Source organism: Nannocystis sp. RBIL2 (genome assembly GCF_026626745.1).
Taxonomy (GTDB): Bacteria; Myxococcota_A; Polyangia; order Nannocystales; family Nannocystaceae; genus Nannocystis.
On record NZ_JAPNJW010000001.1, the window covers coordinates 2,367,234 to 2,387,681 of the forward strand.

Annotated in this window: 18 protein-coding genes; 12 read left to right on the forward strand and 6 right to left on the reverse strand. The window is 71.7% G+C overall.

Features of this window, described 5'->3' with window-relative positions:
* Positions 1-113: 113 nt before the first annotated feature.
* The gene (locus OV090_RS09185) at positions 114-2,084 is read right to left on the reverse strand and encodes a hypothetical protein (protein WP_267703164.1); all 1,971 of its coding nucleotides are present in this window, start codon (positions 2,082-2,084) and stop codon (positions 114-116) included.
* Between the two features lie 45 nt (positions 2,085-2,129).
* Here OV090_RS09185 and OV090_RS09190 point away from each other — a divergent pair, with 45 nt between their 5' ends.
* The 4 genes from OV090_RS09190 to OV090_RS09205 all read left to right on the forward strand — a co-directional run bounded on the left by OV090_RS09190 (position 2,130) and on the right by OV090_RS09205 (position 7,070).
* Entirely contained in the window at positions 2,130-3,275 is a 1,146-nt protein-coding gene (locus tag OV090_RS09190; RefSeq protein ID WP_267703165.1) for an alpha/beta hydrolase-fold protein, read from the forward strand.
* Positions 3,276-3,665: 390 nt separating this feature from the next.
* Positions 3,666-4,820 carry an STAS domain-containing protein gene (locus OV090_RS09195; RefSeq protein WP_267703166.1) on the forward strand — a complete coding sequence of 385 codons (1,155 nt, stop codon included), beginning with the start codon at positions 3,666-3,668 and terminating at the stop codon, positions 4,818-4,820.
* A 295-nt stretch (positions 4,821-5,115) separates the two neighbouring features.
* On the forward strand, positions 5,116-5,760 hold the full coding sequence (locus OV090_RS09200) for a hypothetical protein (RefSeq protein WP_267703167.1): 645 nt from the start codon (positions 5,116-5,118) through the stop codon (positions 5,758-5,760).
* Positions 5,761-5,855: 95 nt separating this feature from the next.
* Entirely contained in the window at positions 5,856-7,070 is a 1,215-nt protein-coding gene (locus tag OV090_RS09205; protein WP_267703168.1) for a LanC-like protein, read from the forward strand.
* Between the two features lie 75 nt (positions 7,071-7,145).
* Here the strand turns inward: OV090_RS09205 and OV090_RS09210 are convergent, their stop codons facing one another.
* Positions 7,146-8,132, reverse strand: coding sequence for a hypothetical protein (locus OV090_RS09210; RefSeq protein ID WP_267703169.1), 987 nt, complete (start codon positions 8,130-8,132; stop codon positions 7,146-7,148).
* Positions 8,133-8,312: 180 nt separating this feature from the next.
* Positions 8,313-8,999, reverse strand: coding sequence for a UdgX family uracil-DNA binding protein (locus tag OV090_RS09215; RefSeq protein ID WP_267703170.1), 687 nt, complete (start codon positions 8,997-8,999; stop codon positions 8,313-8,315).
* Positions 9,000-9,095: 96 nt separating this feature from the next.
* On the opposite strand from OV090_RS09215, the gene OV090_RS09220 reads away from it, so the two are divergent.
* The 4 genes from OV090_RS09220 (at position 9,096) to OV090_RS09235 (ending at position 11,002) form a co-directional block, all read left to right on the forward strand.
* On the forward strand, positions 9,096-9,305 hold the full coding sequence (locus tag OV090_RS09220; protein WP_267703171.1) for a hypothetical protein: 210 nt from the start codon (positions 9,096-9,098) through the stop codon (positions 9,303-9,305).
* Entirely contained in the window at positions 9,296-9,772 is a 477-nt protein-coding gene (locus tag OV090_RS09225) for a DUF2243 domain-containing protein (protein ID WP_267703172.1), read from the forward strand. Before OV090_RS09220 ends, OV090_RS09225 begins: the two co-directional genes overlap by 10 nt.
* Positions 9,773-10,028: 256 nt before the next feature.
* Positions 10,029-10,637, forward strand: coding sequence for a hypothetical protein (locus tag OV090_RS09230; protein WP_346660360.1), 609 nt, complete (start codon positions 10,029-10,031; stop codon positions 10,635-10,637).
* Positions 10,601-11,002 (forward strand): hypothetical protein, encoded by a 402-nt coding sequence (locus OV090_RS09235; RefSeq protein ID WP_267703173.1) that lies wholly within the window; start codon positions 10,601-10,603, stop codon positions 11,000-11,002. Before OV090_RS09230 ends, OV090_RS09235 begins: the two co-directional genes overlap by 37 nt.
* 22 nt (positions 11,003-11,024) lie before the next feature.
* Here OV090_RS09235 and OV090_RS09240 read toward each other — a convergent pair whose 3' ends face one another.
* A complete protein-coding gene (locus OV090_RS09240) occupies positions 11,025-11,351 on the reverse strand; it encodes a plasmid stabilization protein (protein WP_267703174.1) in 327 nt (108 codons plus the stop codon).
* A 108-nt stretch (positions 11,352-11,459) separates the two neighbouring features.
* Positions 11,460-12,182: a hypothetical protein gene (locus OV090_RS09245; RefSeq protein ID WP_267703175.1), complete on the reverse strand. Its 723-nt coding sequence runs from the start codon at positions 12,180-12,182 to the stop codon at positions 11,460-11,462.
* Positions 12,183-12,447: 265 nt separating this feature from the next.
* Between OV090_RS09245 and OV090_RS09250 the strand changes: the two genes are divergently transcribed.
* The 4 genes from OV090_RS09250 to OV090_RS09265 all read left to right on the forward strand — a co-directional run bounded on the left by OV090_RS09250 (position 12,448) and on the right by OV090_RS09265 (position 19,306).
* Positions 12,448-14,898 carry a hypothetical protein gene (locus OV090_RS09250; RefSeq protein ID WP_267703176.1) on the forward strand — a complete coding sequence of 817 codons (2,451 nt, stop codon included), beginning with the start codon at positions 12,448-12,450 and terminating at the stop codon, positions 14,896-14,898.
* Between the two features lie 502 nt (positions 14,899-15,400).
* Positions 15,401-16,891, forward strand: coding sequence for a PAS domain-containing sensor histidine kinase (locus OV090_RS09255; protein ID WP_267703177.1), 1,491 nt, complete (start codon positions 15,401-15,403; stop codon positions 16,889-16,891).
* Positions 16,888-17,340, forward strand: a complete 453-nt coding sequence (locus tag OV090_RS09260) for a response regulator (protein WP_267703178.1) — start codon at positions 16,888-16,890, stop codon at positions 17,338-17,340. Before OV090_RS09255 ends, OV090_RS09260 begins: the two co-directional genes overlap by 4 nt.
* A 1-nt stretch (position 17,341) precedes the next feature.
* Complete coding sequence (locus OV090_RS09265; protein WP_267703179.1) at positions 17,342-19,306, forward strand: hybrid sensor histidine kinase/response regulator; 1,965 nt, start codon at positions 17,342-17,344, stop codon at positions 19,304-19,306.
* Positions 19,307-19,308: 2 nt separating this feature from the next.
* Here the strand turns inward: OV090_RS09265 and OV090_RS09270 are convergent, their stop codons facing one another.
* A complete protein-coding gene (locus OV090_RS09270) occupies positions 19,309-20,253 on the reverse strand; it encodes an SMP-30/gluconolactonase/LRE family protein (protein ID WP_267703180.1) in 945 nt (314 codons plus the stop codon).
* Positions 20,254-20,448 lie beyond the last annotated feature (195 nt).

Here is a 20,448-nt window from a genome sequence, read left to right on the forward strand (position 1 = left end):
CTCGCGCATGCCCACCGCGAAGCTCGCGAGCGCAGCGTCCTCGCGCATGCCCACCGCGAAGCTCGCAAGCGCAGCGTCCTCGCGCATGCCCCGCCGCGAAGCCATCTCCGAGTTCATCGCTTCGGCGGATACAGCCGCGGCAGCTTGCGCGCCCGCTTCACCCCCTGCGCGTGCGCGGCGAGGGTCCGCGCGCGGCGCAGGCCGAGCGGCTTCGCCTCGTCGAACGTCGACGCAGTGTTGAGCCGCGCCAGCTCGCCCGCGTCGACGTCGCCCACTCCCAGCAGCGTGCCGTGGCGACACAGCGCCGCGTTGAGCGCGTCGGCGCGCGGCCGCGAGCGACCCTCGGGGCCCAGCAGCATCGCCCGCAGCGGCTGCAGGTCGAAGCGGGCCAGGAGCCGCGGCTCGGGGTCGAGCGCGAGGTGCCACAGCTCCGCCTCGCCCGCGAGCAGCACCTCGCTGCCGCTCGGATCGAACGCCGCCGCGGTGATCGCGAACGGCACCCGGAACAGCATCGTCGTCGCCTCGATTACTCCACCGTCCTGGACCCGCCGCCACGCGTCGCGGGCCTCGCACAGCACCAGCGCCTCCAGCCCGGTCTCGGCCCAGGCGGTGTCGTCGAGCCGGTCCGACTCGTGCTCGGTCGGCTCGCGCAGCTGTCCTTCGGGCCACATCGCCGGCACGCTCTGGCTGTACAGCTCGAGCGGCAGCTGCAGCTCGCCGTCGAAGCGATACACCGCCCCGTCGCCGTGCTTGTCGCGCGCCGCCAGGTAGCGCGCGCACGGCGTGACCCGCAGCTCGACCGGGTAGTCGCCGAGCGCGTCGAGCCGGTGCCGCCGCCCCGTCGCCGTCTCGATCACGAACGACACCTCCTGCAGCTCCTCGAACACGAACGGCACGCAGGCCGGCAGCGCCCCGGAGCACCAGCGCCCGCGCCCCAGCTCGTAGCAGGAGAAGCTCCAGCCGGCGGCGTACAGGACATTGCCTTCGAGACATGTCATGAGGGACAGCCCCGCGCTCGGCCACCAGCGCGGCAGCGCCCCGGTCTTCAGGTCGACCTCGAAGGTCGCCGTCGGCGTCGCCAGCACCGCCCGGTCGGCGGCCACGAACGCCAGCCCGCGCGGCGCCGCCAGCTGGGCGTACGTCTCGGGCACCGGCCACACCGGCGCCTCGTTCGGCCCGCCTGCGGCCGCGGGCAGCTCCCGGTCGCACGTCGGTGCCGGCGCCTCGCTCGCGTCCCACGCGGCCAGCACCGCCTGCAGCGCGCGCTGGACCACGAGGCTGTCGTGATGCTCGATGATCGGCGGCGCGTGGAGCTCGATGAGCCGCCCCAGCCGCACCGCCGCGCGCAGCAGCTCCGCCAGGCCGCCGCTGCGCGCCCCGGCCACCAGCACGCCGCCCGGGCGCCGCTCGAGCGGCCGCTCGCTCACCGGCGGCACCGGCACGCGCTGCACGAGCAGCCGCGCCGCCGCCTCGGCCCCGACTCGGGCCGTCAGCGCCGCCTGCAGCGCCACCGGCCCGGTGTTCGCGTAGGCCTCGTCCTGCCACGACTTGTCGTCGCGCTCGACGACCCCGGCGTCGATGCCCAGCGCCGCGTACACCTCGGCGAGGCGGGTCATGTACCCCGGATCGCACGCGGCCTCGAGCCGGCGCAGCTCCGCGTCGGGCGGGTACGGCGGCCAATCGTGAAGCCACGTGTCCAGCCCCGAGTCGACGCCCGGGTGCCCGGGCGGCGTGCGCACCCGGCCCTCCGCGTCGATCCACGCGGTCATCGCGGCCACCGCCCGCACCTCGACCTCGCGCAGCCCGAGCGCCGCGGCGATCGCCGGCACCAGCCCCGGATGCACCACCGCCACCGGCAACTCGATCACGCCCCACGCCGCCGGATCGCGCGCCTCGATCGGCCCGAAGAACGGCTCCGACCACAGGCCGTGGCGGGCCGTCCGCATGCCCGGCAAGAACGGCACCGGTCCCGGATGGACGACGCGCGCGCGCGCCGGCTCGTCGGCCGCGGCCAGTCGGTCCTGCGCGCCCAGGATCGCCGCCGCGTCGGCGGTGAAGAAGCCGGCCAGAGGAACGGATCGCACTCCGCCTTGTACCTCGAGCGCCGCGGCCCGCGGTACATTCGCCGGGTGTACCGCCTCGTCGCCGCGCTCACGGCCAGCCTCGCCGCGTGCACTGCGACGACGCGCGCGCCCACGGTCGCCCCCACCCTGCGCGCGACCGCGTCGCAGCAGCCCCGCTTCGAACCGTTCACGCTGCGCTCCGCCAGGCTCTCGGCCTTCGCCGGCCGCGACGTGTCCTTCGAGGCCATGGTCTTCACGCCCGCCGATTACGACCCGAGCTGCGGCTGGCCGACCCTGTACTTCGTGCACGGCTTCGGCAGCAGCGGCCTGCGCACCGGAGCGGGCTACATCAGCGACGTGCTCGCGCGCGACGAGGCCGGCACCGCGTCACCGCTGATCCGCGTGTTCCTCGACGCCAACCACCCGCTCGGCCACCACGTGTTCGCCGACTCGGCCAACACCGGCCCGTGGAGCACCGCGCTGGTGGAGGAATTGCTGCCCGCGATCGAGGCCCGCTACGGCGCGCTCGCCGAGCCCACGGCGCGGTTCCTCAGCGGCCACAGCAGCGGCGGCTGGGCCAGCCTGTGGCTGCAAATGGAGCACCCCGAGGCGTTCGGCGGCGCGTGGAGCCTCGCCCCCGACCCGGTCGACTTCCGCAGCTTCACCAACGTCGACCTCTACCGCGACGCCAACATGTACCGCGGCTCGGACGGCGCCGCGGTCCCCCTGGTGCGCGACGGCGCGAAGGTCGTCACGAACCTCGAGGCCTTCGTCCGCGCCGATCCGGCAGGTCGACGGATCTACGCCAGCTTCGACGCGGTGTTCAGCCCCCGCGGGCCCGACGGTCCGCTGCCGCTGTTCGACCGCGAGACCGGGCAGATCGATCGCTCCGTGGTCTCGAGCTGGCAGCGCTACGACATCTCGGCCAGGCTGCGCCGCGAGTGGCCCACGCTCGGCCCGCAGCTCCGCGGCAAGCTGCACGTGATCGTCGGCCTCGAGGACACCTATTATCTCGACGCCCCGGTGCGCCTGCTGGCGCAAGAGCTCGAGCGGCTCGGCGGCGACGCGGACATCCTGTTCGTCCCCGGCCGCGATCACGTCGACCTGTTCGATCCGCACCCGGAGCTGTACCCCGCAGGTCTCATCCAGCGCATCGAGGATGCCATGTGGACCAGCTTCCGCGCCGCTCATCCGCAGTCGCGCTGCCCTTGACCCGCCCATACGCATGGTGCCGACAATGGCCGTCGACGAATCCACACACCCGCTGCTGCGCGCCCATCCCGTGATGCAGCCGGCCTCGCGGATCTCGCCCCCGAACCGGACATCCGACCCCCACGGCGTCCGGGCCGGACAGGGTGCAAAAGAGAAGACCCCCGCGAGCTCACGCCTCGCAGCAACTGGTGCATGCAGACGGACCTCGAGTTTCCTCCGGCCGATCGCTCGAGCGATGCAGCGAGAAACTGTGAGCATCGGCGCACGAAGGGCGTGAGCAGCCCGAGCTCGCCGCAGTGCTCCTCCTGAGTCCGCAGCGCGATGGGCGCTGCCACGCATCCTACGACCTCGGCAAGCCTGCGAGGATATGCCAGGGTTCCGCCGCCGCGCATGGACCCCGACGCAACGCCCTGCACCCCCGACGACCTCGCCGTCCTCGACCGGCTGCGCACGCCGATGTGGATCGTCGACCTCCCGCACGCCTGGAGGTGGTGGTGCAACCGCGCCGGGCTGGCGATGTGGAACGCGCCCTCGCTGCCCGAGTGGATCGGGCGCAACACCCTGCATCCCCCGTCGGCCGCCACGCTGACGCGCATGGAGAGCCTGCTCCGCCGCTTCGAGCGCGGCGAGGTCGCGACCGAGCGCTGGACCTTCTACCCGACCGGCGCGCCCACCCCCGTGGTCGCCGAGTGCCGCGCCTCGGGCTTTTGGATCGCCGAGCGCCGCGGCGAACCCGGTCGGCTGGCCATGCTCGTCGAGGCGCGGCCGCTCAGCGCCGAGGAGATCCACACCACCGAGCGCCGCGGCTACGAGGCCCTGCGCCACATCGGCGAGCTCGTGTCGTACTACGCCGGCAGCGGCGAGGCCCTGCTGCGCAACCCCGCGGCGATCCGCGCCCTCGGTGACCCCGTCGCCCCCGGAGCGACGCAAGATCAGCTGCTCGCCAGCTTCGTCGATCCGGCGCAGGTCGCCGAGCTGCGCGACTGCATCGCCGACAACACGGTCTACCGCGCCGACGCCCGCGTCCGCACCACCGCCGGCGAGCACTGGTACGACACCGAAGCCCGCGGCGTCCTCGATCCGGTCACCGGCAGGCCGGGCGTGCTCGTCACCCAGCGCGACATCACCGAGCGCCGCTCGCACGTCGAGGAGCTCGAGCGCAGCCGCGAGCTCTTGGCCGCCCAGGCCGACGAGCTGCGCAACCTCGCGGCTCCGGTGATCCGCGTCGGCGCCGGCATCCTCGCGCTGCCGCTGATCGGCAAGCTCGACCGCGACCGCATCGAGGTCGCAGTCGCCGCGCTGCTGGAGCGCACCACGGCCGAGCGCGTGTCTCGCGTCGTCCTCGACCTCACCGGCGCCGCCGACATCGACGACGCGGCCGCCGACGGCCTGCTCCGGATCCTCCGCGTCCTCCGCCTCCAGGGCGTGGCGTCGGCCCTCAGCGGGATCCACCCCCGGCTCGTGCATGCGATCCTCGCCGCCGGCCTCGACCTCCGCGGCGTGCCGTGCTTCCAGACCCTCGAGGACGCCCTGCGCGCCGCTTGACCGTCGTAGGTCCACCTGAAGGGTTAGCCCGAGCGTATGATCCGCGACGCGGTCTGAACCACGCGGAATCGAGACGAATTTGAGGACACGCTCGAAGACGACGCCCCTCCTGCTTTTCGTGTGCGCTGTCGGCTGCACGCCGTTCCGGCAGGCCTCCAGCAAAGCCACCCCGGAGGCCTCTTCCGAGCCGCGAGACGTCGCGCGTGACGACGTGACGAATGCCTCGCGCGCGCCGCAGCGCTTTACGTGCGCCACGTTCGAGGTGAGGGCCTCGATCGACAATGGTGAGCGCCGGATGGGCTACACGCTGAAGGTCGACGCCACGAAGACGATCGCGTTCGAGGTGACGGAGTTCTCGCTCGATCCAGTGTCGGGACACACGGCCGACGAATACCGAGGTGAGCTCTCGAAGATCCATTCGATGAAGGGCACGGCACACCTGAACGAGAGCGGCGTGCTCTCCGGCGTGATGTTCGCTCCCGAGCCGACGCGAACGGCGCTGCTGCAGGAGCAGACCTTCCGGACCGACGTCCACGACGCGCTGCTCGTCATGGCTCTGCCGCGGAAGCCGGCGCTTGGCGAGACGCAATCGTGGGAGCTCGACGTGCCGAAGTTCGGCGTCCCGAACAGCTATGGGACCGCCGATCTGCTGCCGGCACGTCTCTTTCGGTGGACGGCGAGACTTCACGACGACGCGCGTGGCGCGGCCGTGGAGCTCGCGTGGACGACGTCCGCCGCGAACCAGACGTACGCCGGAGCGGACCTCGAGCAGTGGGACGAGAGCGGCGCGGCCGAGGGTCGTTATGCGCTCGACGGCTTCGTCGAGGAGCTGCGATCCTCGCGGACGACGATCGCCACGGTCTCGGCTGCGGGTCGACGTTCGACGGGGACGACGAAGGACGAGCGCTCGATCCGGCGGGTCGGCCCGTGCTCGCCATGACGTGCCATGTCGGTCTTCCGGCCGGCTGAGTACCCCGAGCGCGATTGCGCTCCGACTTCTGGCGTTTTCGGCCCCGCAGCACTAGCCTGCGGCTCATGCTGTTCGAGCCGGACCGCCACGAGCCGCTGACCGACGAGGCGTGGGGCCCCGAGCGAGCGCGCGCCGCGGTGCGCACGATCGTCGCCGACCTCGCCGCGAGCTTCAGCCCTTCCGAGCTGTGGCCGGAGCACCCGCTCGACGACGTCGGCGCCCCGCCGCTCGCCGGCGGTTACAAGTCGATCTACCTCGGCGCCGCCGGGGCGCTGTGGGCCCTGTGGTACCTGGCGCGCGAGGGCGCCGCGAGCCTCCCGTTCGGGCCGGAGGACCACATCGCCCGCGTGCACGCCGCTTTCCTCGCTACGCCCGACGTCGGCGAGGTCGTGCCGTCCTATTACCTCGGCGAGGTCGGCATCCTCCTCGTCCTGTGGAAGCTGACGCGCGCGGAGGCGGCCGCCGAGCGGCTGTACGCGGCCATCGAGGCCAACATCCCCAACCCGACCAACGAGGCGCTGTGGGCCGCCCCGGGCACGATGCTCGGCGCCCTGCACATGCTGCAATGGACCGGCGAGCCGCGCTGGCGCGAGCTGTTCCTCGCCAACGTCGAGCAGCTGTGGCGGACCTGGCTGCCGAGCGAGCGCCCGTCGTGTCATTTGTGGACGCAGGACCTCTACGGCAACGTCGTGCAATACCTCGGCGCCGGGCACGGCTTCGCCGGCAACGCCTACCCGCTGCTGCGCGGGCGAGCGCTGCTGCCCGCCGAGCGCCGCCAGCAGCTGCTCGCCCGCTGCGTCGAGACCCTGCGGATCACCGCCCGGCACGAGGGCGACGCCGCCAACTGGCCGCCGCAGGTCGGCCCGGAGCCGCCCGGCCGCGAGAAGATCCTCATGCAATGGTGCCACGGCGCCCCGGGCATCGTCACCGCATTGAACGACTTCCCGCCCGGCGAATCCGCCGAGATGGACGCGCTCCTGCTCGCGGCCGGCCGCGCGACCTGGCAGGCCGGCCCGCTCGCCAAGGGCGCCGGCGTGTGTCACGGCACCGCCGGCAACGGCTACGCGTTCCTCAAGCTGTATCGGCGCACCGGCGACCCGCTATGGCTGGCCCGCGCCCGCGCGTTCGCCATGCACGCCATTCGCCAGAGCGAGCGCATGCGCCAGGAGCACGGCCGCGGCCGCTACACCCTGTGGACCGGTGACCCGGGGGTCGCGGTGTACGTGTGGCATTGCCTCACCGAGAAAGCCGACCTGCCGGCGCTCGACGCCTTCGAGTGACGCAGCCAGGGCGAGCATGCCCGCAAGACCATGCTTCATGGGACATGTCCTCTCAGACATGCCCCGAAGAACGTATCACTGATAGCGCCGGTCGCACTCCCGCTCCTCGGCCAGGCGGACGCGACCGACGGTGCCGTCGTCGCCGACCACGACCGCCTCGTCGCCGATCGCCACGACCGCGTGCAAGAGCGGCAATTCCTCCTCCGTGCGCACCCCGCCGCCGTCTTCCGCCCAGGCCGGGTACCCGTGGACCACGACCCCGTCGGCGCGCGCCATCCACTCACCCTCGCGGGTGAGGCCGGTGATGGTCGCCCGATCGAACTGAGAGAGGTCGATGAGCACGCCGTTCGCCAGGATGATCAGGGCCCCGTCGGCGCCGCCGAGCGCCCAGTCGCTGGCGGTCAGGGCGACCGCGTGGAAGTCGGCGCTCGCCCCCGGCACCGCCGTCCAGGTCTGCGCATCCGGGCTGATCACGATCGCGCCGGCGAGGCCGACGGCGACGAATTCGTCGTACCCGTTGTTGACCCCGACGGCCCGCAGCGCGCCGAGCTCGGCCGGAGCCGACGCCGGCGGCGCCCAGCTCGCCCCGGCGTCGGTGCTGACCAGCAGCACCCCGTCGCCCGCGGCCACGCACGTGCCCGCCTCGTGGCAGCCCACCGCCGCGAGGTCGTCCGTCACGCCGGCGTTGACCACCGCCCACGTCTCGCCCGCGTCGACCGAGCGCACCACCACGCCGCCCTCGCCCACCGCGATCACGACCTCGGCCGTGGCGAACTCGACCCCGCGCAGGGCAGCGTCCGTCGCGCTCGCGGGCGCCGTCCAGGCCCCCTCGCCCGCCTGTCGCGCGATCGCACCGCCGTCGCCCACCGCCACCACGACGCCCTTGGCCACCGCGACCGCGAACAGGTCGGCGTCCACCGGGACCTCCTCCGCCTGCCACTCGATCGGCAGGTAGTAGAGGTCGCACCGGTTGCAGGCGAGCGCGCCGGGCAGCGCCGTGCCGGCCGCCGCCGCCAGGGCGAACGAGGCGAGCAGACGCGAGGAACGAGGAGAGCGGGGCATGATTCGAGTCTCGTCGGTGAAAGCCAAGGATCGCGCCGGCGATCGCCGCCGGCGCGATCGTGGAGTAACCGCGGGCCCGATCGCAATTGCCGGGGCCGGGGAAAAATATTGGATCCGCGCGCCGGCGCCCGTCTGCAGTCGCAATCGCTACCGCCTCGGCACCTCTCCAGACACCTCGCCTCACCGCGCCGCCGACGAGCGCCGGCCTGCCGCCTCGGAGCGCCCGTACAGCACGCCGGCCACGACCTCTAGATCCGCAGTGAACTTCGCCATCTCCGCGCGGCGATCGGCCGAGCTCGGCTGGCGCAGGATCGAAGACGGATGCACCGTCGCCAGCACCTGGGGCACGCGGTCGTTGGCCATCAGCTGCCCGCGCATCGTAGTCACGCGGAACGACCGGCCCAGCAGCGCCTGCGCCGCGGTCGCCCCGAGGCACACCAGCACCTCCGGACGGATGAGCTCGATCTCCTTGTCGAGCCACGGCAGGCACGCGCCGATCTCGCGGGCGCTCGGCTTCTTGTGGAGGCGACGACTGCCGCGCCGCTCCCACTTGAAGTGTTTGACCACGTTGGTCACGTACGCGTCGTCGCGGGCGATGCCGGCCTGCTCGAGCGCCTGGTCGAGCACGCGGCCCGCGGGGCCCACGAACGGCGCGCCGGCGATGTCCTCGTCGTTGCCGGGCTGTTCGCCGACCAGGATCAGGCGGGCGCCGCCGGGACCGGCGCCGAACACCGTCTGCGTGGCGTTGCGGTAGAGCGGGCAGCCGTGGCATCCCGCCGCGGCCGACCGCAGGGTCGGGAGTGACAGCCGCTCCGGGAGGAAGTCCCGGGCGCTGCCCGTCACGTCGTCGTCTTCGTCGTCGTGCATGTACAAAGTGTGGCGCGGGTTGCGACCGCGCGCGCGTCCGCGAGCCACGATTTTGCGCGGGCGTGCTCGCCGGAGATCCGGTGCTACATACCGGCCATGCTCGCGCTCGCCGCATTCGCGCAATCGCTGGCCTGCCCCGATTGCGCCCCCGTCCGCGCCGCCCGATCCGCGATCGCGGCCGATCCGGACCGCTGGTTGTACGCGTTCGGGGTCGCTGCCCCGTTCCTGGTCGCCTCGGTGGTGATCGCTCTGGTGTATCGCCTCGGCCGCAGCGAGCCGAGCCGGGAGGTCACGCGATGGCGCTGAACCAGCAGCACAAGCAGCACGACGGTCCGCTCGTCGCCGCCGGGATCGCCCTCGGCGTCGGCCTGGGCGGGTTCGTCGACGGCATCCTCTTCCACCAACTGTTGCAGTGGCACCAAATGCTCAGCTCCCGGCTGCCGCCGGACACCCTGGTGGCGATGAAGGTCAACATGATGTGGGACGGCCTGTTCCACGTGTTGACCTGGCTGATGACGGTGGTCGGGCTCGCCCTGCTGTGGCGCGCCGGCGGCCGCGAGGACGTGCCGTGGCGCGGCCGCACCCTGGTGGGCGGTCTGTCCCTCGGCTGGGGCCTGTTCAACTTCGTCGAGGGCCTCGTCGATCACCAGATCCTCGGCATCCACCACGTCCACCCCGGCGCGCACGAGCTCGCCTGGGACCTCGGCTTCCTCGGCTCCGGCCTCCTCTGCATCGCCCTCGGCATCGCCCTCGTCTGCCCGGCGCGCCGCTGAGCGCGCCGAGAGGTTCGCCGCGCTCCACGTCAAGAGCGAGTACTCGCTCGGTCAGGGCACCGCCACCCCGACCGAGCTCGTCCGCCGCGCCGCCGAGTACGGCTATTCGGCGCTCGCCCTGACCGACGTCGAGACCCTCGCCGGCCAGGTCGAATTTCACCACGCCGCGCGCGCGTGGGGCCTGCGAGCGATCGCCGGCGTCGAGCTGCGCGACGAATTCGTCCCCGGCGAGCTCGGCCGGCAGCAGGGTCGCCTCGTGCTGTTCGCCCGCGACGCCGGCGGCTACGCCAGCCTGTGCCGCGTCCTCACCCGCCGGCGCGTGGCCAGGGCCGGCGACAATGTCGACGATTGTCTCGCGGTCGCCCCGACCGGCCTCTTCTACCTCGGCGACGATCCTGCGGTGCTGTCGCGCCTGCTCGCCGGGGGCGTCGATCCGGCCGACATCCGCCGCCTCGCCCTCGCCGGCGACGAATCATCGCTCCCGGTCCGCGCAGTCGCCGACCCCGACGTCGTCGTGCTCGAGCGCGCGGACCTCGAGCTGCACCGCCTGCTCATCGCGGTGCGCACCCAGCAGCGCCGGCTGGACGTCCCTCGCGCCCCCGTGCAGTGGCTGCCCGAGCCGCGGAGCCTGCGCCAGCGCTTCGCCGAGCCGCTGCTCCGCGAATCATGGCACCTCGCAGAGGCCTGCACCTTCGACCTCGCCGCGGTGCGGCCCACGAGGCCCAGCTCGCCCGCCTCGACGTCGAGCGCTCGCCGGCTCGCCTGCACGACTTCGTCCCCGGCGCGCTCGTCGGCCCCGCGGCCGACCTCTATCGCCGGCTGGTGCGCGTGCGCAACGAGCTCACCTACTTGCACATGCACCTGAGCGACCACCCGCTGCAGCTCCTCCGCGGCGAAGCGGAGCGCGCCGGCTGCATCCCGACCTGCGCAGTGACGGCCCACGCGGGCCGCGAGGTCCGGCTGGCGGGGCTCGTCGCCGCCTCGCGTCGCCACCGCGGCGCGCACGGCCGCGTCATGCAGTTCGTCACCCTCGATAACGAATCGGGCCTGGTCGAGGCATTGGTCTCGTCCGCAGTCTACGCCGCGCTCGGCGACCCGATCCGCAACCCCGGCCCGGTGATGCTCACCGGCCGGGTCGTGATCGATCGCGGGCATCCGCACGTCGACGTGGCGCAGGTCCAGCCGTTCTACCGCCGGGCTCGGCCCTTCGCGGGGCTCCCGCGAGGTTGACCCGGAAGGCCTCACGTCGCGCTCACCGCCGCTTCGCGCTGGTCTTCCTGCGCGCGCTCGCGGCCTTGCGGCGACGCGTCTCCCAGCCCTTCTTGGCCGCCTCGCTGCGCTTCTTGGCCGACTGACTGCTGCCGCCGATCCGCCCGCCCTTGCGCGACGAGGAGCGATTGACCTTCTTGCCGCGGCCGCTGCCCGACTTCTTGCCGCCGCCCGTCTCCTTGTTGACGGTGGCCCAGGCCCGGCTCTCTGCCTCGTCCTCGCCGACGCCTCGCTTTTTATAACCCTCTTCGATGTGCTCGGCCTGGCGCTTCTGCTTGTCGGTGTACTTTTCCTTGCTTCCGCGTGCCATGGGGATCCTCCTTCCGACGATTTGCTCGAGAAGGTGGCACACACGCGAGCCGCGGCAACACGCGGCCCGCGGATTTCATCCGACCGATCGCGGCCGTGACGACGAACCTCAGAGCGGGATCCCGCAGCACTCCGTGGCGGCCGCGTTCAACGCCGCCGCGTCCATGCCGGCGCACACGCCCGCAGCGGGGCAGGAGGCGAAGTCCTTCTCGCCGTCGTTGCACACGCACGTGTCCTGCTGGCAGATGAAGCTCACTCCCAGCGCGTCCGGGCATTCGACGCCCGTCACGCACACGTCCGCGGCGACGAACTCCGGCTGGACGTGGCAGTCCGCGCAATGGATGAGGTAGGCGGCGCCCTCGGCGAAGCACGGCGTGTCCGCCACCATCATGATCGCGTCGATCCCCTCGCAGTCGAGCGCGCCGCGGCAGGTGTTCCACGCCGTCCCGCTGCACAGGCACGCCGGCGTGTCCTTGAACAGCGTGTCGGTCTTGCAGTTCTCGGCGCACGCGACCGGATCGACGTCCGTGGGGCACGAGGCGTACACCTCGCACACCTGGTCGCACGACGCCTCGAATTCCGTCATGTCGCCCTCGCACAGGGCCTCGCCGGTCGTCGCAGTCGTGGTCGGCTCGGTCGTGCTCGCCTCGGTCGTGCTCACCTCGGTCGTCGCGGCGGTCGCAGTCGCGTCCGTGGTCGTCGCTTCGCTCGTCGTCGGCGCTCCGGTCGTAGTCGACTCGGAGGCCGACGCCGACTCGTCCTCCTTCTCGGGGCACGCCGTGAACAGGAAGATCGACGCTGCGCAGAGACCGCGGACTGTCCTCACCATCAAGCTCGTAACATCAAGTCGCATTCGAGGAAGATGGGCCAGCGAGCCCGGCTTGTCCAAAACTTTCCTCACGCGGCCTGGCGGCCCCAGAACGCCGCCAGAGCGTCAGTGCGCACATACCTAACATTCGCTCCCGGTATTCGCCAGCTCCAGATCCGGCAAATCATCGCAATCACCCGAGGGCGCGCTCGCCCGGGCGCAGGCTGCGCGAAATGACCGCACACGGAAATCACGGGGGCCGGTCCGCCAGGGATGCTATGGCAAGCCCATGCACCTTCGACCTCTCCTTGGCATGATGATGATTTCCGGGTCCGGCCTCGCGCTGATCGCCTGCGGCGACGACGGCAACGCCTCGGCCACCGACGACGCGAGCACCGACGGACCCACCACGACCGCGCCGACGGGCGAGCCGACCACGACCATTCCGACCACCGGCGCACCGACCACGGACGTCGATCCGACCGCCGGCGACAGCGAGAGCGACAGCAGCTCGACCACCGACGGCACCTCGACGACCGACGGTCCGGCGCTCGCGTGCCATGAGCTCCCGCTCCCGGCGGCGCTCGTCGAGGACGGCGCGTGGGACGACGGCCTCACGATCTCCGGCTTCGCCGGCTACGACGGCCTCACCCCGAACGTCTACGACTTCGCCCGCGACGCCGACGGCGACGTGCTCGCCGTCGGGTACTTCCATTACATCGGCAAGGACATGGTCCAGCCATTCGCGCGCAACGACGGCAGCGGCTGGATCGAGGACCCGAGCCTCGGCGTCGAGCTCGAGCGGCCCACCCTCTCTGCGGTGGCCGCCGACGACGGCGGTCGGATCGCCCTCGCCACCTACTCCGCGATGCCGTTCGACCTGATGCAGCGCGAGGGCGAGCTGCTGCTGGCCGACGGCGGCGAGTTCGAGGTCATCGGCACCTTCCACGGCGCGGTGCGCAGCATGGCCTTTTACGACGGCGAGCTGTGGGTCGCCGGCGTGTTCTCGCTCGACGACGAGCCGGCCACCCCGCACCTCGCGGTCTACGGCGACATGGGCTGGCACGCCCCGCCGGGCGGCGCGCTGACCGGCACCGGCGCCTTCGAGCTCACCGTCGACGGCGACGAGCTGCTGGTCGGCGGCGCGTTCTCCGGCGTCGGCGGCATCCCTGCGCAATCGGTGGCCGCGTGGGACGGCGCCGACTGGACCGCCTTCGACCTGCCGGAATCGACGGTGTTCGCGCTGGCGCGCGACGGCCAGGGCGACCTCTACGCCGGCGGCCTGTTCTCGGTCGAGGGCAGCGTCGAGACCGGCGGCATCGCCCGCTGGTCCGGCCAATCATGGCAGTCGGTCGCCGGCGGTCTGGCCAATCCGACCTTCCGCGGGGTCGTCTCCGACCTGGCCGTTCGGTCAGGTGAGCTGTACGTCGCCGGCTGCTTCACCTCGGCCGGCGGCACCCCCAGCGAGCCGGCCGCGATCCCGGCCCCGGGCCTGGCGCGCTGGGCCGGCGGCGCCTGGGAGACCCTCGCCGACCCGGGCCTCGGCGTCGGCACTGCGTGGTTCACCCCGCTGAAGTGCGGCGACGAGGGCCCCGACGCGATCTGGGACGCCCAGCACCAGCGCCTGTTCGTCGACGGCGACCGGCTCCTCCTCGGCGGCTCGTTCGCCGGCGCGGGCGGGGTCGCCTCCCAGAGCGTCATCGCCCTCGACGCCGACGATCAATGGGTCGCCCAGGGCGAGCCGGGCCGCGGCTTCTCCGGCGCCACCCGCTCGCTCGCCGTCGGCGGGCCCGAATGTGCGGTCCACGTCATGGGCGGCGTGACGCATGCCGGCGGCGTCGCGGTCGACAATCGCGTCATGCGCGACGACGGCGACGCCTGGACCCCGCTCGGTCCGCCGGTCCCCGCCGACGCCTATTGTTGGCAGCTCGCGGTCGACGCCGCCGGCGTCCCGGTGCTCGGCTGCGATCTGCCGCCCGAGGGCGACCTGCCGCCCGAGGGCGGCGTCCTGCGCCTCGTCGATGATTCGTGGCAGGTCGTCGGTCAGCCGTTCCCGCAGGGCGGCGTGGCCACCGTCGGCTTCGACCCCGCGGGCGCGCTGTGGGCAGCGGGCGGCGGCGGCGAGGGCTTCGTCGCCCGCGAGGACGGCGGCGCGCTGACGGTCTTCGGGACGAGCAATGGCCGCGTCGCCTCGCTCGCCTTCCGCCCGGTCCCCGCGGGCGAGCCGGCGCAGGCGGTGGTCGGCGGCTACTTCAGCGAATTCGAGGGCGTCCCGGCCGGCGGCGTGGCCCACTGGAACGGCGAGGCCTGGGAGCCGCTCGCCGACGGGATCGTCGGCAGCGTCCTCGCCGTCGCCTACGCCGAGGACGGCGCGATCTATGCCAGCACCGCCGACGACGGTACCCCCAATCGACCGATCCTCGCCCGCTGGGACGGCGCGGCCTGGGCCGACGTCGCCACCCCCGAGCCCGGCCCGGTCGAGGCCGGCTACGCCTTCTATTCGCTGCTGGCCCGCGGCCAATACGTGGTCGCCGCCGGCTTCGCCTGGCCGAACTCCGGGCAGCGCAACCTCTTCGTCTACGACGGCGCCGGCTTCTCGAGCCTGCGCGGCGGAGCGACCGCGATCTACGTCGAATCGTCGGCGCTTGCCCACGACGGCCTGTGGTTCGGCGGCACGATCGCGGAGGCAGGGCCGCCCGAAGCCCGGCTCTCGTCGGTCGGGATCGCCCACCTCCGCTGATTGACTCGACTGCTGGTCTCGCGGCCTCGCGTCTCGCGCGCCCGGCCGCGGATCAGCTTCGCCTCTTTCCTTAAACAAGAAAAGAGAGGAGCCCCGCCGTCCGGGCGAACCCCGAGGTGCTGCGCGTCGCCGACGGCATTCGCGCACCCTGCCCCACCCGGGGTCTCACCGGCGAATCGCCGTACCCGACGGTGATGCCGGGAATAACCCGGTTCGAGCCGGATGCGATCGGTACCCCGCCGGTTCCGCGCGCATTCGAGCCCTGTGGCTTCGCAGGACCGGTTGCCGGGTCCGCGACGTCCGTCGGCCGAATCGACCTCCGCGACGATCCCGCAGCGGTCTCGCAGCCGCGAATCGCGGCCGCGGGCCGCGAGTCGCAGATATGGGGTGTCGTCGCATCCTGCGGATGGGGTCGCATCCGCCCGCTGCGCGATCGCGCAATGTTGCGCCGCTTCCGGGCTTCGGGGCATCATCCGAGGCGTTCGATGGAGGGCGGCCGCGCATGAGCTATCACGAGCCCATCTTTGCCATGAGCCTCGACCCGGCGGTATTGCTGGACTCGCAGGGCGTCGTCACGCGCGTCAACGACAGCTGGCAGCCGACCTTCGGGCATTCGGCGGACGAGCTCGTGGGCCAGGCCTTGATGGGTCTGCTGCCCCCGCAGGAGGCCGAACACCTCGGTCGTTGGCTCGGCGACCTCGCCCCCGACGGCCGGCCCCGGGAGTTGCATACCCGGCTCCGCGCCGGCAACGGTGAATATCGCCTGACCCACCTCCGGGCCTTGCGGGCCCCCGAATCGGGGGACGTCTGTCTGATCGCCCGCGAGCGCTGGCTCGACGACGCCGAGCGCGACCATCTGCGGCAGATCGGGCACCGCTGGGACGCCCTGGTCCACTGCCTCCCCGACTTCGTCGTCACCTCCGACCTCGACGGCGTCGTCCTCACCATCAACCGCGAGGTCCCGGGCATCCCCACCGATCAGCTCGTCGGTCGACCCGAGAGCATGTTCACCCCGATCGCCCCTGACGAGCGGCCGGCCCTGCGCCAGCGGTTCGCCCACGTGGTCCAGACCGGCGAGACGCTCACCTACGAGACCCAGGTCCTCTACCCCGACAACACCTACGGCACCTTCGAGAGCCGGCTGGGCCCGATCTTCGACGGCACCCGGATCACCGGCACCGTGCTCGTGACCCGCGACCTCACCCGTCAGCGCCAGGCGGAGGAGGCGCGGCGGGCCGCCGAGCAGCAGATCCGCGAGTACACCATCCAGCTCGAGCGCAGCAACCGCGAGCTCGAGCGGTTCGCCTCGGTCGCCTCCCACGACCTACAGGAGCCGCTGCGCAAGATCCAGGCGTTCGGCGACCGCCTGCGCCAGAAGTACGCGGAGCTCCTCCCCGAGGCCGGCCGCGACTACGTCCAGCGCATGCAAGAGGCCGCCAAGCGCATGCAGGACCTCATCAACGATCTGTTGATGTTCTCGCGGCTCACCACCAAGGAGCAGCGCCACGCGCCGGTCAACCTCAACAAGATCTTGACCGCCGTGCTGTCCGACCTCGAGGTGCGCATCGAGGAGAACGAGGCCAAGATCGAGGCGGAGGGCCTGCCGATGCTCGAGGCCGACCCGATGCACATGCGGCAGCTGTTTCAGAACCTCATCAGCAACGCGATCAAGTTCCGCCGGCCCGACCACGCCCCTGTGGTCAAGATCACGGCCGAGGAGCTGCCGGCGCGCGGGCGGGCGACCAGCATGGTCATGCGCGTGTCGGATAACGGCATCGGCATCGACTCGAAGTACCACGAACGGATCTTCGGCATCTTCGAGCGCCTACACAGCCGCGGCAAGTACGAGGGGACCGGCGTGGGCCTGGCGGTGTGCCGCAAGATCTGCGAACAACACGGGGGCGCGATCCGGGTCGAGAGCAACCCGGACGCGGGCAGCACCTTCATCGTCGAACTCCCGCTCCGTCAGGAGAGGAAGCACCAGTACCCATGAAGTCCAACAGCAAGCGACCGATCACGATACTCATCGCCGACGACGACCCCGAGGACCGCATGCTCGCCGCCGAGGCGCTCAAGGAGAGCCGCCTCGCCAACGACATTCGCTTCGTCGAGGACGGGGAGGAGCTGCTCGACTACTTGCTGCTGCGCGGCGGCTTCACCAACCCCGACGACGCGCCGCGCCCAGGCGTCATCTTGCTCGACCTCAACATGCCGCGCAAGGACGGCCGCGAGGCGCTGCGCGAGATCAAGGAGAACCCGGAGCTGCGCCGGATCCCGATCATCGTGCTCACCACCTCCAAGGCCGAGATCGACATCTATCGCAGCTACGACCTCGGCGTGAACTCCTTCATCGTCAAGCCGGTCACCTTCGACTCGCTCGTCGAGGTCATGCAGGTGCTGCGCAAGTACTGGTTCGAGATCGTCGAGATCGCCGCGGATTGAGATGCACGAGCCGGTCGACGTGCTGATCGTGGACGACGACGAGGACGACTTCGTCCTCGCGCGCGAGCTGATCGCCGACATCGAGACCAGCGATTATCGGGTGCGGTGGGTCCAGTCGTACCAGGACGCCGTCCACGCCCTGTTGACCGCCGCGCCCGACGTGTGCCTGCTCGACTATCGGCTCGAGGCGCGCACCGGCATCGACCTGCTCCGCGAGGTCCGCGGGCTCGGCTGCGACGTCCCGATCATCTTCCTCACCGGCCAGACCGAGCGCGAGCTCGACGTCGAGGCGATGCACGCCGGCGCCGACGATTTTTTGATCAAGGGCAGCTTCACCACCCGCGAGCTCGAGCGGGCGATCCGCTACGCCATCGAGCGGGCGGCCACCGGCGCCGCCCAGCGCCGGCTGACCGAGGAGCTGCGGCTGATGCAGGTCCAGGCCCAGCGCTCGAGCCAGGCCAAGAGCACGTTCCTGGCCAACATGAGCCACGAGTTTCGCACCCCGCTGAACGCCATCCTCGGCTACAGCGACATGCTGATCGACCAGGCGCGCGCCGGCGAGTTCGAGCAGATCGAGGACGACCTCAACCGGATCCGCAACGCCGGCCATCACCTGCTCGCGCTCGTCACCGACATCCTCGACCTCAGCCGCATCGAGGCCGGCCGGCTCAGCCTCGCGCCCGAGCGCTACCAGCTCGGCGAGCTGCTGCGCGAGGTCGTCGACGCCGTCGCTCCGCTCATCCACCGCAACGGCAACCGCTTCGTCTACGCCCCCGCCGACGAGCTCGGCGAGATGGTGGCCGACGCCACGCGGACCCGCCAGATCCTGTTCAACTTGCTCTCCAACGCCGGCAAGTTCACGCGCAAGGGCGTGGTCTCGCTCGCGGTCGTCCGCCGGGCCGCGCGGCTCAGCGACTTCAACCATCACGCCGGCGACCAGCCGATCGAGGGCGTCGAGTGCGTCGAGTTCGTGGTCGCCGACTCCGGCATCGGCATGACGCCGAAGCAAATGGAGCGGCTGTTCGAGCCGTTCTCGCAGGTCGACGACACGGGAGGGCGCCGCTTCGGCGGCTCGGGCCTCGGCCTCGCCATCAGCCGTCGGCTCGCGCGGGCCATGGGCGGCGAGCTGCGGGCGCGCAGCGAGATCGGCCGCGGCTCCTCGTTCCGCCTGTCGCTGCCGTCGGACAGCACCGCCGCTGCGCGCTGGCGCGGCCTCACGCCCGAGCGGCAGTTCGCCGCCGGCGAGCGCGGCCAGCTGCCGATCGTGTTCGTGCTCGGCCCGACCGACGCGTTCGGCCGCCAGCTGCGCGACCAGCTCGCCGACGTCCAGCTCGACATCGTCGTCGAGGCCGACCTGCGCCGCGGCGTCAAGCTGGCGCGCGCGCTCGGCCCGTCGCTGCTGGTGGTCGAGCTCAACGTCGGCGCCCCGGCCACCCTCGTCACTCTCGGCCAGCTCGCGCGCGAGCCCAGCCTGCAGGAGGCCGGCATCCTGGTCTACCTGGTCGACGAGCAGGCCCAGTTCGGCTGCCTGCTCGTCAACGACGGGATCGTCAGCGCCCCGCTGCAGGCGCTGCAGCTGCAGCGGATCGTCGAGCGCCTGTCCCCGGGGACAGCTCAGCCGCTGCACCTGTGGTCGAACAGCGCCGGCCTGCTGCAGGAGGCCAGCGAGATGATCCGCCACACCCGCCGGATCGCCGCCCCGGCCGGCGGCGCGGTCGTCGACCCGAGCGAGCTGCACCTCGTCCACCTCGCCGCGCCCGGGGCCTCGTGGGGCCTCGCGGCCGCGCGGGTCGACGATCGCGCGCGCGGCCCTGCCGTCGTCCTGGTCGCGCCCCACGACCCGCGCGCAGTCCCGCCGAGCTTCGCCGCCGAGATGCGCGCGCTCGTCGAGCAGACCGGCATCCCGCGCCAGGAGCTCGCGCGGGAGGTCGGCGCCGCGTTGATGGCGAAGATGCGCCACGACTGATTTCACAGCAGCGGCAGCCCCTTGTGCTGCACCGGCAGCTTCAGCAGCGCCGGCTTCGGCGCGCCGGGCACGATCCCGTACGCGCGGGTGATGGCGAAGCTCGCCACGTAGAGCGTCTTCTTGGTCTGCTTCGTCACCCCGAACACCAGCGACGACGGCGCGTCGAGCAGTCCGCCTTCGGCGACCACGTCGATGTCCCCGTGCTTGTCGATCGCGACCAGCCGGTCCTGCCCATTGACCGCCACGAACAGCGTCCCCTTGTCGTCGAACGCGATTCCGTCGGCCCCGGCCAGCGCGTCGAAGTCGTCGGCCCACACCTCGACGTCGCCAGGCGAACCGTCGCACTCGATCTCGACGCGGAGGATCGTCCCGTAATCGAGGTTCGACACGTAAAGGTCGTTCTTGTGGCGGTCGAAGGCGATGCCGTCGACCCCGAAGTCCGACAGCTGCAGATACGGATCTTCCTCATTGCCCGCGAATGCAGGGTCTGTCAGCCAGACCGCGGGGTCGCCGTCCTCGTCGATCTTCCAGATCAGCCCGTGCAGCGGATCGGTGACGAACAGCTCGCCGTGGTCGCCGAACGCCAGATCGTTGGGATAGCCGGTGGGATCGAGGGTCGCGTAGGTCGACACCCCGCCGTCGGGGTCGACGCGAAACACGAACGCGACCGGCGGCGTGGGCGAGATGCTGCCGGTGGCCACATAGAGGTCACCGTCCTCGCCGAACTTGAGTCCGGCCGACAGCACGCCGGACGGCAGCGGCAAGGTCGCGAACACGCTTACGTGGCCCCACGGGGTGATCTTCTTGATGTGCGCCCCCATGGAAGCATAGATGTTCCCGTCGTCGTCGACGGTGATCGACTCCGGTAATTCGCCCAGGGCCGGGTTGAACGCCACCACAGTCGACAGTTTGCCGCCCGCCGCGGCCACCCCCGGCGAGAGAGACATGAAAAGCCCTACAGAGATTGACGCGATCAGGTTGCGACCCATGACAAATCCCCCCGATTCGACCCGGGGCATGGAGCGTCGCGGTACGTCGTCAAGGATCAAAGAAATCGTCGCGCCACACAGTATGATGATCGGAGGGCGCGGCGACGAGCGCGGCGGCGGCGCGTCGCGGAATTCTCGAAATCGAAGTGGGTC

Coding starts and splice junctions, on each gene's coding strand:
- OV090_RS09265 (WP_267703179.1), top strand. CDS start 17,342: ATGCACGAGCCGGTCGACGTGCTGATCGTGGACGACGACGAGGACGAC.
- OV090_RS09195 (WP_267703166.1), top strand. CDS start 3,666: ATGGACCCCGACGCAACGCCCTGCACCCCCGACGACCTCGCCGTCCTC.
- OV090_RS09200 (WP_267703167.1), top strand. CDS start 5,116: ATGGGCTACACGCTGAAGGTCGACGCCACGAAGACGATCGCGTTCGAG.
- OV090_RS09240 (WP_267703174.1), bottom strand. CDS start 11,351: ATGGCACGCGGAAGCAAGGAAAAGTACACCGACAAGCAGAAGCGCCAG.
- OV090_RS09210 (WP_267703169.1), bottom strand. CDS start 8,132: ATGCCCCGCTCTCCTCGTTCCTCGCGTCTGCTCGCCTCGTTCGCCCTG.
- OV090_RS09225 (WP_267703172.1), top strand. CDS start 9,296: ATGGCGCTGAACCAGCAGCACAAGCAGCACGACGGTCCGCTCGTCGCC.
- OV090_RS09205 (WP_267703168.1), top strand. CDS start 5,856: ATGCTGTTCGAGCCGGACCGCCACGAGCCGCTGACCGACGAGGCGTGG.
- OV090_RS09250 (WP_267703176.1), top strand. CDS start 12,448: ATGCACCTTCGACCTCTCCTTGGCATGATGATGATTTCCGGGTCCGGC.
- OV090_RS09255 (WP_267703177.1), top strand. CDS start 15,401: ATGAGCTATCACGAGCCCATCTTTGCCATGAGCCTCGACCCGGCGGTA.
- OV090_RS09260 (WP_267703178.1), top strand. CDS start 16,888: ATGAAGTCCAACAGCAAGCGACCGATCACGATACTCATCGCCGACGAC.
- OV090_RS09220 (WP_267703171.1), top strand. CDS start 9,096: ATGCTCGCGCTCGCCGCATTCGCGCAATCGCTGGCCTGCCCCGATTGC.
- OV090_RS09215 (WP_267703170.1), bottom strand. CDS start 8,999: ATGCACGACGACGAAGACGACGACGTGACGGGCAGCGCCCGGGACTTC.
- OV090_RS09270 (WP_267703180.1), bottom strand. CDS start 20,253: ATGTCTCTCTCGCCGGGGGTGGCCGCGGCGGGCGGCAAACTGTCGACT.